Source organism: Amycolatopsis sp. NPDC048633, assembly GCF_040650695.1.
Lineage (GTDB): Bacteria > Actinomycetota > Actinomycetes > Mycobacteriales > Pseudonocardiaceae > Amycolatopsis.
The window spans coordinates 369,981-386,229 of record NZ_JBEZHS010000001.1; the positions used below are offsets into that span (position 1 = coordinate 369,981).

Here is a 16,249-nt window from a genome sequence, read left to right on the forward strand (position 1 = left end):
AATTGACGTGCGGGGGGACCGCGGCGTACCCGCGCCGCGGCTGCACGGACGAGTCGGGAGCGGACACACCAAGTGCCAGAGCTGGTCGTACAACTCACCAGGGTGGGCTTCCTCGTGCTGCTCTGGCTCTTCGTGCTCGCCGCGCTCAGAGTGGTGCGCTCGGACCTCTACGCGGCTTCCGGCATGCGGGTCCAAGTGCCGACCTTCGGGCGCAAGAAGGAGAAGAAGCCGCGCAACAGCAAGTCGCCGCAGCAGCTCCTGGTGACCCACGGTGCGCTCGCGGGGACGCGCATCGCGCTGGACGGCCGGCCGATCCTGATCGGCCGGGCCGACGACTCCACGTTGGTGCTCGACGACGACTACGCGTCGACCCGGCACGCCCGGATCGCCCAGCGCGGTGAGGACTGGTACGTGGAAGATCTGGGCTCGACCAACGGCACTTATCTGGACCGGGCTAAGGTCACTGCACCCCTCCGGGTCCCGCTCGGAGTCCCCATCCGGATCGGCAAGACGGTGATCGAGCTTCGCCCATGACTCTCGTCCTCCGCTACGCAGCCCGCAGCGACCGGGGCCTGGTGCGTTCGAGCAACCAGGACTCCGTGTACGCCGGCCCCCGCCTGCTCGCGCTCGCCGACGGGATGGGTGGCCACGCGGCGGGTGAGGTGGCCAGCAAGGTCGTCATCGCCTCGCTCGCCCCCCTCGACGACGACGAACCGCGTGACGACCTGCTCGCCCAGCTGCGAGAGGCGGTGGCGAACGGCAACGCCGCGATCGCCGAGCTCGTCTCGCAGGACCCCGACCTGGACGGCATGGGCACCACGTTGACCGCTGTGCTGTTCGCCGGCACCCGCCTGGGGCTGGTGCACGTCGGCGACTCACGCGCCTACCTCTTGCGAAGCGGCCAGTTCGCGCAGATCACGCGTGACGACAGCTTCGTCAACGAACTTCTGGAACAGGGCCGGATCACGCCCGAAGAGGCGGCGGTGCACCCGCAGCGGTCGCTGCTGCTGAAGGCGCTCACCGGCCACGAGGTCGAACCGAGCCTGACCGTGCGCGAAGCCCGCTCCGGCGACCGGTACCTGATCTGCTCGGACGGCCTGTCCGGCATGGTCAGCGACGAGACGCTGACCGAAGCCGTGCAGATCCCGGACCCGCAGCAGTGCGCGGACCGGATGATCGAGCTGGCGCTCAAGGGCGGCGGTACCGACAACGTCACGGTGATCATCGCCGACGTCGTCGACGTCGACTTCGGCGAGGACGCGCCCATCGTGGGCGGCGCCGCCGGGGACGGCAGCGACGAGCTGCACCAGGGCGACTCCCCCGCGGCGCGGGCGAGGGCGCTGACCCAGCCGCCGCAGCAGCCGCGTCCGGAGCTGCCGCAGCCGAGCGTGGATCCGAAGGCCCGGCGCCGGAAGCGGTTCCGCTGGCTCGCCGGTGCGCTGGTGGTGCTCGTGGTGCTCGCCGCGGCCGCCATCGCGACCCGGTACTTCGTCCTGAGTCAGTACTATGTCGGCGAAGGTGCGGACCAGGAGGTCGTGATCTACCGCGGCGTCCCCGGCAGCATCCTCGGCATCGACCTGCACACCTACGAGCAGGGCTCGTGCCCGCCGAACCAGGTGTGCACGGACAAGCTGCGCGTCAACCAGCTCCAGGAAGACGCGCGGCTGGCGGTGCAGAACGGCGTCAAGAAGGACAGCCTGGACGACGCGCGGAAGTACATCGACGACTTCCTGCAGCTGCACAAGCGCCTGAACAACTGCGCGCCGGCGGGCAGCCAGCCGTCCCCGACGCCGACGCCCACGGCCACGCCGACGTCCCCGTCGGCACCGGCCGGCTCCACTGCTCCGTCGTCGGCGAACCAGCCAGCGGGGAGGGACTGCTCGACGCCGAGTTCGACGGCACCGACGACGGGAGGCGGTAACTGATGAGCCAGCCCGCCGCGCGCACCGCCGAGCCGCTCGCCGCGCAGTTCCAGACGAACCCGCCGCGCGACGTCCCGACCCGCCGCAACACCGAGCTGGTGCTGCTGGGGTTCGCCGCGTTCATCGTCACCATCGCCCTGGTGCTGGTGGAGGCGAACCAGGAGCAGCAGCTGACCTGGTCGATCGTCTGGCTCGGCCTCGCCTACCTCGCCATCTTCGCCGCGGCGCACCTGGCGGTGCGCAAGTGGGCGCCTTACGCGGACCCCGTGCTGCTCCCCTGCGTCGCCCTGCTGAACGGCATCGGCCTGGTGATGATCCACCGGATCGACCTGGCGCTGGCGGAGCGGGCCACCCAGAACGGCAAGGACTACACCCCCGCCGTCACCGCTCAGGTGCTGTTCACGGTCATCTCGCTGGCGTTCTTCGTCGCGGTGCTGGTCTTCGTGAACGACCACCGCACGCTGACCCGCTACGGCTACACCGCGGGCCTGGTCGGCATCGTGGCGCTGGCCCTGCCGGCGCTGCTGCCGTCGAGCCTGTCCGAGGTCAACGGCGCGAAGGTGTGGCTGAAACTGCCGGGGTTCTCGATCCAGCCGGGCGAGTTCGCGAAGATCCTGCTGATGATCTTCTTCGCTTCGTTCCTGGTGTCGAAACGCGACTTGTTCATGGTGGCGGGCAAGAAGTTCCTCGGCGTCGAGCTGCCGCGCGCGCGTGACCTGGGCCCGATCCTCATCGCCGCGATCGCCTGCATCGGCATCCTGGTGTTCGAGAAAGACCTCGGCACGTCACTGCTGTTCTTCAGCGTCATCCTGATGATGCTGTACGTGGCGACCGAGCGGATCATCTGGGTCGTCCTGGGCTTGAGCTTCTTCGTCGGCGGCTGCCTGATCGCCTACAACCTCTTCACGCACGTCCAGCAGCGCGTCGCCAACTGGCTGGACCCGCTGGCCACCTACGACAAGCTCGGCGGCGGCTACCAGATCGCGCAGGGCCTGTTCGGGCTCGGCACCGGCGGCATCGGGGGCACCGGCCTCGGCGCCGGGCGCCCGGACATGGTCCCGGAGGCCAACACCGACTTCATCACCGCCGCGATCGGCGAAGAGCTCGGCTTCATCGGTCTCGCCGCCGTCCTGATGCTGTACTTGCTGGTCGCGATGCGCGGCATGCGGAGCGCGCTCGCGGTGCGGGACACGTTCGGCAAGCTGCTCGGCGGCGGGCTGGCGTTCACCATGGTCATGCAGATCTTCGTCGTCGTCGGCGGGGTCACGAAACTCATCCCGGAGACCGGTATCACCGCTCCCTTCCTGTCGAAGGGTGGTTCGTCGCTGCTGGCGAACTACATCCTCGTCGCGCTGCTGCTCCGCGTCTCGGACGCCGCCCGGCGGCCCGCGGCGCGGCCGAAGCCGCAGGCCCAGCCGCAGGCGCCGATCGCCGAGGCGCACACCGTGCTCGTGCAGCGCCCGCCGGCGGACGGGGGCGCCCAGGCATGAACACCCCGCTGCGCAAGGTCGGCATGGCGATGCTCGTGATGGTCGTCCTGCTGCTGGCGAACGCCACCTACATCCAGGTGGTGAAGGCCGACGACTACCGCACCGACTCGCGCAACGCGCGGGTCCTCTACGACGAGTTCGCCCGCCGCCGCGGCCAGATCGTGTCGCAGGCGAACGGCGAAGTGCTGGCGAAGGTCGACCCGTCGAACGACAAGTACAAGTACACCCGGTCCTACGTCGACGGCCCGATGTACGCCCCGGTCACCGGCTACTACTCGATCAACTACGGCTCCGGCGGGCTCGAGCGCTCCGAGGACGACGTCCTCAACGGCTCGGACCCGCGGCTGTTCGTGCGCCGGCTGTCGGACATGGTCACCGGCCGCGACCCCAGTGGCGGCAACGTCCGGCTGACCATCGACCCGGCCGTCCAGAAGGCCGCGTACGACCTGATGACACAGAAGAACTACACCGGTGCCGTCGTGGCGCTGGAGCCCAAGACCGGCCGGATCCTGGCGATGGTGTCGACGCCGTCGTACGACCCGAACAAGCTGGCGTCGCACACGTCGAAGGCACAGACCGACGCCTGGAACTCCTACGTCAAGGACCCGAAGAACCCGATGCTGAACCGGGCGATCTCGGAGACCTACCCGCCGGGGTCGACGTTCAAGCTGGTCACCGCATCGGCGGTGCTCGAGGACGGCAAGGGCCCGGACACCCCGGTCAACCCGGCGCCGAACACGAAGCTGCCCGGCACGAGCGTCACGTTGGAGAACTACGCCGGCGAGGCCTGCCCGGGCACCACGTTCAAGGACGCGCTCGCGCACTCCTGCAACGTGCCGTTCGCGGAGTTCGCGGGCCAGCTCGGCGCGGACAAGATGAAGAAGACCGCCGCGAACTTCGGCATCGGGCAGACCGACCTGACCGTGCCGATGAAGGTGGCACCCTCCACGGTCGGCCCGCTCGACTCCCAGGGCGCGCTCTACCAGAGCGGCATCGGCCAGCGCGACGTCCGGCTGACCCCGCTGCAGGACTGTCTTCTCGCGGCCACCGTGGCCAACGGCGGGATGGCGATGAAGCCACAGCTGGTGCAGTCGGTACTGGCGCCGGACCTCTCGACCATCGAGGACTACAGTCCCACCGAGCTCACCGGCACGGCGGCACTCTCGTCGTCGAACGCCGCGATCCTCAAGGACATGATGATCGCTTCCGAGGGCTTCACCAAGGGCGGCGGCAAGCGCCCGGACATCCAGATCGCCTCGAAGACCGGCACCGCCGAGCACGGCACGGACTCCAAGAACACCGCACCGCACGCCTGGTACACCGCCTTCGCCCCGGCGAACGACCCGCAGATCGCGGTCGCCGTCATCGTCGAGGACGGCGGTAACCGCGGGCTCGCGGCCACCGGCGGCTCGGTCGCCGCCGAGATCGGCCGCGCGGCGATCAACGCCAAGCTCGGGGGTGGATGAGCGCATGCTGTCCTCCGGTCAGCTACTGGCCGAGCGCTACAAGCTGACGAGCCGGATCGCCGTCGGCGGGATGGGCGAGGTCTGGCAGGCCAGCGACACCCGGCTGGACCGGACCGTGGCCGTCAAGATCCTCAAGGCCGAGCTCTCCGGCGACGCCGAGTTCCTCCACCGCTTCCGCACCGAAGCGCGGATGACGGCGTCGCTGAACCACCCCGGCATCGCCGCGGTGCACGACTACGGCGAGACCATCTTCGACGGCGACCTGTCGATCGCGTACCTGGTGATGGAGCTCGTCGACGGTGACCCGCTGGCCGGGTTGCTGGCGAAGCACGGCCGGCTGTCGGCGGAGTTCACGCTCGACATGCTGGAGCAGGCGGGCAACGCGCTGCAGGCCGCGCACGAACAGGGCCTGGTCCACCGGGACGTCAAGCCGGGCAACATCCTGGTGACGCCCGCGGGCCAGGTGAAGATCACCGACTTCGGCGTGGCGAAGGCGGCCGACGCCGCGCCGGTCACCCGGTCCGGCATGGTCATGGGCACCGCGCACTACATCGCGCCGGAGCAGGCGCTCGGGCACCCGGCCGAGCCGGCGTCCGACGTCTACTCGCTGGCGGTGTGCGGCTACGAATGCCTCGCCGGGCACCGGCCGTTCCTGTCCGAAAACGCCGTGACGGTCGCGATGATGCACATCCGCGACATCGCGCCGCCGCTGCCGCCGGACGTCCCGCCCGCCGCGCGCGCGGTGATCGAGGCGACGCTGGTGAAGGACCCGCGGCAGCGCTACAACAACGGCGGCGAGTTCGCGAACGCCGTCGCCGCGGTCCGCGCCGGGATGCCGCTGCCGACGCCGTCCGGGCTGGTCAACGCCGTTTACTCGACCGGGCAGCACCCCGCACAGCCCCCGGCCTCGACCGGCCAGCACCCGGTCCAGCAGCAGCCACCGCCGCAACAGCAGCAGGTCCCGCCGCCGCAGCAGCACATGCCGGTCGGCCCGCCGTCGCCGGCGATGAACCCGATGGTCGCCATCGGCCCGCCGTCCCGGCCCATGATGCGTCCGGCCATGGTGCCGGTGGCCCGGAAGAAGTCCCAGTGGGGCTGGTGGGCGCTCCTCGCGGCCATCCTGCTCGTTGTCCTGGTGGCGGGCATCGTCCTGGTGGCGAAGATGATCGGCAGCTCGGGCTCGCCACCGCACACCGGTCAGACGACGAGCCAGGTGGTCCCGGGCAGACAGCCGCCCGCTGAGGAGCCGCCCGCTTCGAGCGCCTACCCGGCGGACACTCCCGGCACGACCGACGATGGCCAGCAAGGCATCATGACCACACCTTGGACGGAATGGAACGGCACCCAGAGATGAGCACACCCAGACTGCTCTCCAACCGGTACGAGCTGGGCGAGACGCTCGGCTACGGAGGCATGTCCGAGGTCCATCACGGCCACGACGTGCGACTGGGCCGGGAAGTCGCGATCAAGATCCTCCGTGCCGATCTCGCCAGGGATCCGCAGTTCCTGGAGCGCTTCCGCCGTGAAGCGCAGAACGCCGCCGCGCTGAACCACCCGGCGATCGTCGCGGTCTACGACACGGGTGAAGCGAACGCCGAATTCGGCCCGCTGCCGTACATCGTCATGGAGTACGTCGAAGGCCGGACGCTGCGCGACATCGTCAAGACCGAGGGTCCGATGTCGCAGAAGCGCGCCATGGAGGTCATGGCCGACGTCTGCGCGGCGCTGGACTTCTCCCACCGCCACGGCATCGTGCACCGCGACGTCAAGCCGGCCAACGTGATGATCACGAAGAACGGCGCGGTCAAGGTGATGGACTTCGGCATCGCGCGCGCGATGCACGACGGCCAGTCCGCGATGACCCAGACCGCCGCGGTGATCGGCACGGCGCAGTACCTGTCGCCGGAGCAGGCCCGCGGTGAGTCGGTCGACGCCCGTTCCGACGTCTACGCCGCCGGCTGCGTGCTGTACGAACTGATCACCGGCGAGCCGCCGTTCACCGGGGACTCCCCGGTCGCGGTCGCCTACCAGCACGTCCGGGAGGACCCGAACCCTCCGTCGTCGGTCAACCCGGCGGTCGCGCCCGAGCTCGACGCCGTGGTGCTGAAGGCGCTGGCGAAGGGCCCGGCGAACCGCTACCAGTCGGCCGCCGAGATGCGCTCGGACCTGGTGCGCACCCTGTCGGGCCAGCGCCCGGCGGCGCCGATGGTGATGTCCGAGGACGAGCGCACGCAGGTGATGAACACCGACCGGCGCCAGCCGCAGCGCTACGAGGAGTACGACGCCGCGGACGACGAGGACCCGAAGGCCAAGCGCCGGCGCCGCACGATCCTCGGGGTACTGGCCGCGGTGTTCGTACTGGGCGCGGTGCTGCTGATCATGTGGCTGTCGAACGCCTTCAAGAGCAACGACGAAGCGACCACCGTGGCGATCCCCGACGTCAAGGGTCAGTCGGAGCTGGCGGCCAAGAACACCTTGCGCGAGAAGGGCTTCAACAACTTCGGCGCGAACAAGGCAGTGGTCTGCGGAGTGCCCGACAGCAGCGGCAACACGCCGTGCACCAACGACCAGATCAACCAGGTCATCTCGGTCACCCCCGACGTGGGCACGCCGGTCGCCACGTCGGCGCAGATCACGCTCACGATCGGCCAGAAGCCGGGCAACTCGAAGGTGCCCGAACTGAAGGGCAGCTCCCGCGACGAAGCGGAAGCGAAGCTGAAGGAAGTCGGGCTGACCCTGAGCCAGACCGTGCAGGAAGTCGACGTCGACGACCAGAACGACGTCGGCAAGGTCGTCAACCAGACCCCCCAGGCCGGGAGCGACGCCCCGCAGGGGACGAGCGTGTCCATCACCATCGGCAAGGGCAAGCAGCTGAAGCAGGTGCCGAACTACATCGGCAAGACCTTCGCCGAGGCCAACTCCGCCCTCACCGGCCTGGGCTTCACCGTGAAGCGGGTCGAGCAGCAGTCCGACCAGCCGAAGGAACAGGTCATCCAGCAGACCCCGAACGGCGGTCAGGTGGCGGTCGGCAGCCAGATCACCTTGACCGTCTCCACGGGCCCGCCGGAGGACAGCAAGATCCAGATGCCCTCCCTGGTCGGCATGACGGTCGACGAGGCTCAGGACAAGATGGAAAGCATGGGCTGGAAGGGCACCCTGAAGCAGCAGTCCGACCGGACCAGCAACAAACCCGAGGGCCAGATCACCCGGCAGACGGTCTCGGCGGGCACGCAGATCGACAAGGACGACAGCGTGACGGTCTTCGTCTCTGAGGGCCCGTTGTTCCCGACGACTTCCTCCGGCCCCTGATCCTGATTCACACGAAGAAGGCCCGCACGGTTCGCCGTGCGGGCCTTCTTCGTCGTTCAGGCTTTGTCGAGAAATCCTTGGACGGCACCGAGAACTTGTTCGGCGTCGCTCGCGGCGCCACAGTCGAGCTCCAGCTCCTCGGCCGCGCCCGAGCGTTTGACCTTCAGGGAAACGTGGGCTTCGCGCCCGCGCAGCAGCCAGGCGAACAGCGAACGGCAGAAGACGCCGGCGGAGTTGCTGGTCACGCCGACCACGACGACGTCGAACAGCTGGACGCGGCCGCGGAGCTCGTCCTCGCCGCGCAGCCAGGCGGCGAGGTCCTGGAGTTCGCCGTCGGAGTCCGGCCCGGTGATCGCTACGATCCCAGCCGTCACCCGTTCTCCCTTCGCCCAGATCCGGAGAGGCCCCGAACCTTAGTCGGCTCCGCGCACCCGCCGGAACCCCGAGTCGGGAATTGAAGATTGCAACTTGCACTCAGGAACGACGATGCACCAGCCGGGACACGACCAGGAAACTGACGGCCAGCACCACCGCCGACGTCACGACCGCCAGCGCGAGCGGGCCGCCGACCGGCTCACCGTCGGTCAGGGCGTGCAGCAGCGGGTGGACCAGCGGGATCTTCGCCAGCAGCACGACGATCAGCGTGACCACGGCGGCGAGCACCGTCCAGCCGATCCGCTGCACGAGCAGCCGTGAGCACGGCAGCGCGATCGCGACGCCCAGCAGCGCGCACGCGAGGTGCGCGAGCAGCCCGATGCCCAGCGCCGACGGCTGGAACTTGAACGACTTGAGCGCCGACCACACCTCGGTGATCACGGTGAGGACCAGCGAGCAGGCCAGCACGGTGAAGATCGCCCCGGTGACCATCCGCCGCCACTGCCGCGCGTGGCTCAGGGTGACCAGCCGCTGCACCGGGTCCTCGATGTCGAGCAGCGCGATCGTCAGCCAGCACGAAACGACGAGCAGCCCGCCGGCGCTCACACCGAACAGCGGCAGCGGCGGCGAGTTCGGGTCGGCGTAGAGGATCACGCACAACGCGAGGTAGGCCAGCAGCGCCGGCAGGTACCGCTGCGAATGGCCGAGCAGCGCCAGGTAGTAGCGGGTCAGGGCGAGCACGGCGCCACCTCCCGCACCGACCAGCCGTCCTTCAGCGCCCGCAACAGCACGGCGTCCACCGAAGCGACTTCGACCGTGAGCACGAGCTGGGCGCCTTCGACTACCGCGTGGTGCACGCCGGGCTCGTCCGCCCAGCCGGTGCCGTCGCCGCGCAGCACGATCCGTGTCGTCGGTGCGGAGCGCTCCGCAGTGAGCCGGCCGTCGGTCATGAGGTGGACGACGTCGGCGTGGTCGTGCACCACCTGCGGCCGGTGGTCGGTGAACACGACGCTCGCGCCGCGCGCCCGCGTCTCGGCGACGAGCTCGCCGAGGATCGCGTGCGTCCCGACGTCGAGCCCGGACCACGGCTCGTCGAGGATCAGCAGGTCGGGCCGCACCATGACGGCCTGGGCGAGCCCGACCTTCTGCGCGTTGCCCTTCGACAACGTGCGCAGCGGCGCCGCCGGACCGCCGACCAGCGCGAGCCGCTCGAGCAGCGGGTCGATCACCGAGAGGTCGGCGAGCCCGTGGATGCGCGCCATGTGCCGCAGGTAGGCCCGCGCGCCCATGCGCTGGCCGGCCGGGAAGCGGTCCGGCAGGTAGCCGATCCGCGGGGTACCGGTGAGGGTGCCGGTGCTCGGGTGCGAGACGCCGGCCATGATCCGCAGCAGCGTCGACTTCCCGGAGCCGTTGCTCCCGAGGACGCCGACGACGTGCCCGGGCTCGACGCTCAGGTCGACGTCGTGGAGGACGAAGTCACCGCGCCCGTACCGCTTGCCGACCCCCGCGAGCCGGATCACGCAACAGCGGCCTTCTGGAGCGCCTTGGTCGCCCGCTCGAGCTCGTCCACGCGGGCCGGGTCGACGGCGTGACCGGCCGTGGCCAGCCAGTTCGCCAGCATCCGGTGGCCGCCCTCGGTGAGCACCGACTCGGGGTGGAACTGGACGCCTTCCAGCGGCAGCTCGCGGTGGCGCATGCCCATCACGATGCCGGACTCCGTGCGGCCGGTGACCTCGAAGACGTCGGCCGGGATGGTGTCGGGCACCACGGTCAAGGAGTGGTACCGGGTCGCCGTGAACTCCGCCGGCAGGTCCTTGAGGATGCCGACGCCGGTGTGGCGGACCTGGCTCGTCTTGCCGTGGAGCAGCTCGGGCGCGCGGTCGACGGTCGCGCCGTAGACGACGCCGAGCGCTTGGTGGCCGAGGCAGACCCCGAGCATCGGCGTGCGGGTCTCGGCGCATTTGCGGACGACGTCCATGCTCTGACCAGCGCGTTCCGGGGTTCCCGGGCCGGGCGAGACGAGCACGGCGTCGAACTCGGGCACGCGGTCGAGGTCCACGACGTCGTTGCGCCAGACCGTGCAGTCGGCGCCGAGCTGGGCCAGGTACTGGACCAGGTTGTAGACGAAGCTGTCGTAGTTGTCGACGACGAGAACGCGCATGGCGGCGAGCTTACCGGCTCCCAACTAGTGGACCGTACCGTAAATCACATTTTAGGTTAGGGCAACCTAACTTACCGTGGGAGGGGTGAGCCGATCTCTTCGCGTAGCCGTCGTGGGCGCTGGTCCCGCCGGCATTTACGCCGCCGACATCCTGGACAAGTCCGACGCCGACGTGACGATCGACCTTTTCGAACGCATGCCCGCGCCTTTCGGGTTGATCCGCTACGGCGTCGCACCCGACCACCCGCGCATCAAGGGCATCGTGACGGCACTGCACAAGGTGCTCGACAAGCCGAACATCCGCCTGCTGGGCAACATCGACTACGGCACCGACATCAAGCTCGACGAGCTGCGCGAGTTCTACGACGCGGTGATCTTCTCGACCGGCGCGTCCGCCGACCGCGAGCTCGACATCCCGGGCATCGACCTGGACGGCAGCCACGGCGCCGCGGACTTCGTGTCCTGGTACGACGGCCACCCGGACGTGCCGCGCACCTGGCCGCTGACCGCGTCTTCGGTCGCGGTGCTGGGCGTCGGCAACGTGGCGCTGGACGTCGCGCGCATCCTGGCGAAGACGGCCGACGAGCTGCTGACCACGGACATCCCGGACAACGTCCACCAGGGTCTGAAGGCCAGCCCGATCACCGACGTGCACGTGTTCGGCCGCCGCGGTCCGGCGCAGGCGAAGTTCACGCCGCTGGAGCTGCGCGAGCTGGACCACTCGCCGAACGTCGAGGTCATCGTGGCCCCGGAGGACATCGAGTTCGACGACGGCAGTATCGCGGCGCTGCGGGCGTCGAAGCAGATCGACATGGTCGTGAAAACGCTGCAGGAGTGGGCGATCCGCGAGCCCGGCACCCGCCAGCGGCGGCTGCACCTGCACTTCTTCCACTCCCCCACGGAGATCGTCGGCGAGGACGGCCGGGTCGTGGGCCTGCGGACCGAACGCACCGAGCTGACCGGCGACGGGAACGTGCGCGGAACCGGCGAGTTCCACGACTGGGACGTCCAGGCCGTCTACCGCGCGGTGGGCTACCTGTCGTCGCACCTGCCGGAGCTGCCGTTCGACCACGCGGCCGGCGTGGTGCCGAACCAGGCAGGCCGCGTGCTGGACCTGGACGAGAACCAGCTCCCGGGCGTGTACGTGACCGGCTGGATCAAGCGCGGACCGGTCGGCCTGATCGGCCACACGAAGGGCGACGCGGCGGAGACGATCGCGAGCCTGCTGTCGGACGCGGACACGCTCGCGACCCCGAAGTACGCGTCCCCGGACGCGATCCTCGACTTCCTGGCCGCGCGCGGAATCCCCTTCACGACCTGGGAAGGCTGGGGCAAGCTCGACGCGCACGAGAAGTCGCTGGGGCTGGCGGCCGGCCGGGAGCGGATCAAGGTCGTGGAGCGCGCCGAGATGACGCGGGTTTCGCGCGGCTAACCGGCGCCGAGGTAAGCGAGGACGGCCAGCACGCGGCGGTTCGTATCGTCCGAAGCCGAGATGGCGAGCTTCTGGAAGATGTTCGCCGTGTGCTTGCCGACCGCGCCTTCGCTGAAGTGCAGCCGGCCGGCGATCGCCGCGTTGGAACAGCCTTCCGCCATCAGGCCCAGCACCTCGCGCTCGCGGGGCGTCAACGCGGCCAAGGGGTCGGAGGCGTTGCCCGCCACCAGTTTCGCGATGACCTCGGGGTCCATCACCGTGCCACCGCCGGCGACGCGGCGGACCGCGTCGATGAACTGGTCCGCGTTGAAGACGCGGTCCTTCAGCAGGTAGCCGATCGCGCCGGTGCCGTCCGCCAGCAGTTCGCGCGCGTACAACTGCTCGACGTGCTGCGACAGCACCAAGATCGGCAGCCCCGGGATCTCCCGGCGGGCCGCCAGGGACACCTGCAGCCCTTCGTCCGTGTTCGTCGGGGGCATGCGAACGTCCACAACGGACACATCAGGGCGGTGCTCACGCAGGGCCGCCGCCAGTTCGGGACCGCTGCCGACCGCCGCGACGACGTCGAAGCCGTGGGCTGCCAGAAGATGCGTCAGGCCGTCTCGGAGGAGATATTGGTCTTCGGCGACAACGGTTCTGGGTCGATCTGGCACGGGATCTCCACGGTCGCCCTCGTCGGCCCGCCGATCGGGCTGGTCAGGGTCAACCTACCGTCGAAGCCGCCCAGCCTGCGCTCGATTCCGCGCAGTCCCGAGCCCAGCGCCGGGTTCGCGCCGCCTTTGCCGTCGTCGGTCACCACCACCGTCAGCTGGTCGTCGGCGAACCCGACGTCGATCGACACCCGCCCCGCGCCGTGCTTCGCCGCGTTGCCCAGCAGCTCCGACACCGCGAAGTACGTGCACGCCTCCACCGGCTCCTCGATGCGCCCCGGCAGCGAGCCGGTGACCTGCGCCTTCAACGGGCTGTCGAGCGCCATCGCACGCACCGCGTCCAGCAGGCCGCGCTCGGACAGCACCGGCGGGTGGATTCCGCGGATCAGCACCCGCAGCTCGGTAAGTGCTTCCGAGGACGCCGCGCGCAGCTCGGCCGCGAGCCGCTTCGCCGCCGCCGGGTCGGTGTCCACCAGCGCTTCGACCGCGCCGAGCTTCATCCCCATCGCGACCAGCCGTGACTGGATCCCGTCGTGCAGGTCGCGTTCGATCCGCCGCAGCTCCGCCGCCTGCGTGACTGTGACGTCCGTGCGGGTCTGCTTCAGCCGTTCGACGCGCTGGGCGAGCCGCGACGACTCGGTCGGCCCCAGCCACACGCGGGCGAAGCGGGCCAGCTGCCGCGCGACCCACGGCGCCGGAGTGAGCGCGACAACGAACGCCAGCAGGATCAACGGAGTCTGCGCGAGCGCACCGAGGTGCGTCGACACCGCGGGCAGCGGGTACCACTCGGCCCGCGACGACACGAACGGCCGCCACACCCAAAGCACCGAGAGGCCCGTCATGGCCCAGCCGAACAACGCGAGGGCCGGCAGCGAGCACACGAGTGACACGAGGGAGAGCAGGCCGCCGCCCGCGATGTCCCGCCAGGTGGCGCGATCGCGCAGGATCCACCGCCTGCGGGCGTGCTGGACCGGCCAGAACGGCTCCTCGTACAGCTGCTTGCCGACCTGGTAGAGCCCATCGGCGCGGGGCACCGGCAACCCGGGCGGCGGCAGGTACGGGCGCGGGATCCGCACGCCCGTCCAGTTCTTCGCCTCGCGGCGCAGCGTGTCCGTGACGGACGACCGGGTCCACAGCACGACCGGGGCGGCCAGCGGCATGGCGCCGACGAAGACAGCCAGCTGGAACGCCGAGAAGATCAGCTGCACCAAGGCGAGCGCGAGGATGCCGAACTGGTGGCCGAGCGACTCGAGGTGCCGGTGCAGCCAGTTCTTGTGCGCGTGCTCGACGGCCGGGCGAGGACCGAGCCACCAGCGCGTCCACCGGCCGTAGCCGCGCAGCACCGCGGGACCGCCGAGCAGCACGGCCACCGGCAGCAGCAGCGTGACGAGCGGGTTCAGCAGCTGCCAGGTGAACTCTCGCCCCGCCGCCGGATCCTCCAGCGCCCACGTGAGCCGGTGCTGCCAGCGGACCCAGAACGCCCGTTTGTAGAGCTGGTTGCCGTCGCGGTACCAGCCGTCGCGTTCCCGAACCGGCTCCGGCGGCTCGGGCCGGTACGGCGAGGCGATCTCGACGCCGCACCAGCGCGCGGCGAGCGCCCGCGCCGCGGTCGAGCGGCGACGCGTCCATTCGACCGCGGGACCGAGGAAGAAGACCAGCCCGAGGCACAGCAGCGCGAACGCGATCAGCTCGACCAGCACGTCGAACCAGCTGAGCAAGGCGAACGCGGCCAGCGCCGGCGCCCGCCCGAGGGCACGCAGGTACGTCATCCGGCACCTCCTTCCCCCGGAATCTTCGCCGGAACGCCCGAGCCCGCGCACTGCCCGAAGCCCCACGACCGGGGTGGGCCCAGCCCCACCCCCGCGTCATCAAAACCCTACTTGAGCTGGGGATTCAGCGTCATTCTGCGTGCGGCGGAACCTTCGTAGCGTTGTCCCCATGCCACTCATCGAAGTCACCGACCTCCGCAAGAGCTACGGCTCCCGCGTCGCGGTCGACGGCGTTTCCTTCACCGTCGAGCGCGGCGAAATCTTCGGCATCCTCGGCACGAACGGCGCCGGGAAGACCACCACGGTCGAATGCCTGCAGGGCCTCCGTCAGGCCGACAGCGGCGAGATCTCCGTGCTCGGCCTCGACCCCGCGGCCGACCGCACCGCACTGACCCGCCGGGTCGGCGTCCAGCTGCAGGAGAGCCAACTGCCCGCGAAGCTGCGGGTGCGGGAGGCGCTGGAGCTGTTCGCGTCTTTCTACCCGGACCCGGCCGACGTCGACGTCCTGCTCGACCGGCTCGACCTCCGCGACCACTCCCGCGCCTACTTCGGGAAGCTCTCCGGCGGCCAGAAGCAGCGCGTGTCCATCGCGCTGGCGCTGGTGGGCAACCCCGAGCTGGCCATCCTCGACGAGCTGACCACCGGGCTCGACCCGCACGCCCGCCGCGAGACGTGGCGGCTGGTCGAAGGCGTGCGCGCCACCGGCGTCACCGTCCTGCTGGTCACCCACTTCATGGACGAGGCCGAGCGGCTCTGCGACCGTGTCGCGATCTTCGACGCCGGTCGCGTGGTCGCCACCGGCACCCCCGCCGAGCTCCGCGCCACGGCCGGAGAATCCACTTTGGACGACGCGTTCGTCACGCTCACGAGGAGCGCCCTGTGAACACCTTCGCCAAGATCACCGCCACCGAAACGAAGCTCTTCCTCCGCACGCCGTTCATGGGCATCGCGGGCATCCTGCTGCCGGCCGCGGTGTTGCTGGCGGTCGGCGCCATCCCGGGCATGACGGAGCCCAGCCCGGCCGCTGGCGGGTACCGGTTCATCGACGCGTGGGTGCCCTCGGTGATCGTCATCAGCCTCGCGATGCTGGCGCTGCAGTCGATCCCGGGCGCCGTCGCGACCTACCGCGAGCAGGGTGTGCTGCGCCGGCTGGCCACCACCCCGGTGCACCCGGTGAACCTCCTGGGCGCGCAGCTGCTGATCCACGTCGTCGTCGCGCTGGCGGGCATCGGCCTGACGCTGGGCGTGGCCAACGTGGCCTACGACGTCCCGATGCCGAAGCACCCGCTGCTGTTCCTGCTGACGCTGCTGCTCGGCATGGTCTCGATGTTCGCGTTCGGCTTGCTGGCGGCGGCGATCGCCCGGACGGCCAAGGCCGCCGGCGGGTTCGCGCTGATCGCCTTCCTGCCGACGATGTTCTTCGGCGGCGTCTACCTGCCACGGGCGTTGCTGCCGGAGGTCCTCCAGCGGATCGGCGACTACATCCCGCCGGGCACGCAGCCGCTGCAGGACGCCTGGGTCGGCACCGGCGTCCAGCCGCTGCAGCTGGTCGTGCTCGCCGGCTTCGCGGTGATCGGAACGGCGTTGGCGGCGCGGTTCTTCCGCTGGGAGTGACCGGGCCTTCCGCCATATTGGTGATGATCATCGTTTTCTCTTGTGGCGGGACCACCCGGCC

The 16,249-nt window shown here is 70.1% G+C and carries 15 protein-coding genes; 9 read left to right on the forward strand and 6 right to left on the reverse strand.

Features of this window, described 5'->3' with window-relative positions:
* The first annotated feature begins 72 nt into the window (after positions 1-72).
* From AB0C38_RS01900 to pknB, 6 genes are read left to right on the forward strand one after another with little or no spacing between them, the layout of a single operon-like run.
* On the forward strand, positions 73-534 hold the full coding sequence (locus AB0C38_RS01900) for an FHA domain-containing protein (protein ID WP_155548339.1): 462 nt from the start codon (positions 73-75) through the stop codon (positions 532-534).
* Positions 531-1,925, forward strand: coding sequence for a PP2C family serine/threonine-protein phosphatase (locus tag AB0C38_RS01905; RefSeq protein ID WP_360664960.1), 1,395 nt, complete (start codon positions 531-533; stop codon positions 1,923-1,925). The genes AB0C38_RS01900 and AB0C38_RS01905 overlap by 4 nt, the downstream gene beginning before the upstream one ends.
* The gene (locus AB0C38_RS01910; RefSeq protein WP_360664963.1) at positions 1,925-3,412 is read left to right on the forward strand and encodes an FtsW/RodA/SpoVE family cell cycle protein; all 1,488 of its coding nucleotides are present in this window, start codon (positions 1,925-1,927) and stop codon (positions 3,410-3,412) included. The genes AB0C38_RS01905 and AB0C38_RS01910 overlap by 1 nt, the downstream gene beginning before the upstream one ends.
* Positions 3,409-4,878 (forward strand): penicillin-binding transpeptidase domain-containing protein, encoded by a 1,470-nt coding sequence (locus AB0C38_RS01915; protein WP_360664966.1) that lies wholly within the window; start codon positions 3,409-3,411, stop codon positions 4,876-4,878. The genes AB0C38_RS01910 and AB0C38_RS01915 overlap by 4 nt, the downstream gene beginning before the upstream one ends.
* Before the next feature lie 4 nt (positions 4,879-4,882).
* Positions 4,883-6,232, forward strand: a complete 1,350-nt coding sequence (locus AB0C38_RS01920; RefSeq protein WP_360664969.1) for a serine/threonine-protein kinase — start codon at positions 4,883-4,885, stop codon at positions 6,230-6,232.
* Positions 6,229-8,187: a Stk1 family PASTA domain-containing Ser/Thr kinase gene (pknB, locus tag AB0C38_RS01925; RefSeq protein WP_360664972.1), complete on the forward strand. Its 1,959-nt coding sequence runs from the start codon at positions 6,229-6,231 to the stop codon at positions 8,185-8,187. Before AB0C38_RS01920 ends, pknB begins: the two co-directional genes overlap by 4 nt.
* A gap of 56 nt (positions 8,188-8,243) precedes the next feature.
* Here pknB and AB0C38_RS01930 read toward each other — a convergent pair whose 3' ends face one another.
* The 4 genes from AB0C38_RS01930 to AB0C38_RS01945 all read right to left on the reverse strand — a co-directional run bounded on the left by AB0C38_RS01930 (position 8,244) and on the right by AB0C38_RS01945 (position 10,723).
* Complete coding sequence (locus AB0C38_RS01930; protein ID WP_360664974.1) at positions 8,244-8,561, reverse strand: hypothetical protein; 318 nt, start codon at positions 8,559-8,561, stop codon at positions 8,244-8,246.
* Positions 8,562-8,661: 100 nt separating this feature from the next.
* Positions 8,662-9,303: a hypothetical protein gene (locus AB0C38_RS01935; RefSeq protein WP_360664977.1), complete on the reverse strand. Its 642-nt coding sequence runs from the start codon at positions 9,301-9,303 to the stop codon at positions 8,662-8,664.
* A complete protein-coding gene (locus AB0C38_RS01940; RefSeq protein WP_360664980.1) occupies positions 9,291-10,082 on the reverse strand; it encodes an ATP-binding cassette domain-containing protein in 792 nt (263 codons plus the stop codon). Before AB0C38_RS01940 ends, AB0C38_RS01935 begins: the two co-directional genes overlap by 13 nt.
* Positions 10,079-10,723 carry an aminodeoxychorismate/anthranilate synthase component II gene (locus tag AB0C38_RS01945; RefSeq protein WP_360664983.1) on the reverse strand — a complete coding sequence of 215 codons (645 nt, stop codon included), beginning with the start codon at positions 10,721-10,723 and terminating at the stop codon, positions 10,079-10,081. The genes AB0C38_RS01940 and AB0C38_RS01945 overlap by 4 nt, the downstream gene beginning before the upstream one ends.
* Positions 10,724-10,835: 112 nt before the next feature.
* Here AB0C38_RS01945 and AB0C38_RS01950 point away from each other — a divergent pair, with 112 nt between their 5' ends.
* Positions 10,836-12,155 carry an FAD-dependent oxidoreductase gene (locus AB0C38_RS01950; RefSeq protein ID WP_360664986.1) on the forward strand — a complete coding sequence of 440 codons (1,320 nt, stop codon included), beginning with the start codon at positions 10,836-10,838 and terminating at the stop codon, positions 12,153-12,155.
* Here AB0C38_RS01950 and AB0C38_RS01955 read toward each other — a convergent pair.
* Both AB0C38_RS01955 and AB0C38_RS01960 read right to left on the reverse strand, forming a co-directional pair.
* Entirely contained in the window at positions 12,152-12,808 is a 657-nt protein-coding gene (locus tag AB0C38_RS01955) for a response regulator transcription factor (protein ID WP_360664989.1), read from the reverse strand. The genes AB0C38_RS01950 and AB0C38_RS01955 overlap by 4 nt on opposite strands.
* A complete protein-coding gene (locus tag AB0C38_RS01960) occupies positions 12,748-14,574 on the reverse strand; it encodes a histidine kinase (protein ID WP_360664992.1) in 1,827 nt (608 codons plus the stop codon). The genes AB0C38_RS01955 and AB0C38_RS01960 overlap by 61 nt, the downstream gene beginning before the upstream one ends.
* Before the next feature lie 169 nt (positions 14,575-14,743).
* Between AB0C38_RS01960 and AB0C38_RS01965 the strand changes: the two genes are divergently transcribed.
* A complete protein-coding gene (locus AB0C38_RS01965) occupies positions 14,744-15,457 on the forward strand; it encodes an ABC transporter ATP-binding protein (protein ID WP_360664995.1) in 714 nt (237 codons plus the stop codon).
* Positions 15,454-16,188 carry an ABC transporter permease gene (locus AB0C38_RS01970; protein ID WP_360664998.1) on the forward strand — a complete coding sequence of 245 codons (735 nt, stop codon included), beginning with the start codon at positions 15,454-15,456 and terminating at the stop codon, positions 16,186-16,188. The genes AB0C38_RS01965 and AB0C38_RS01970 overlap by 4 nt, the downstream gene beginning before the upstream one ends.
* The last annotated feature ends 61 nt before the right edge of the window (positions 16,189-16,249 follow it).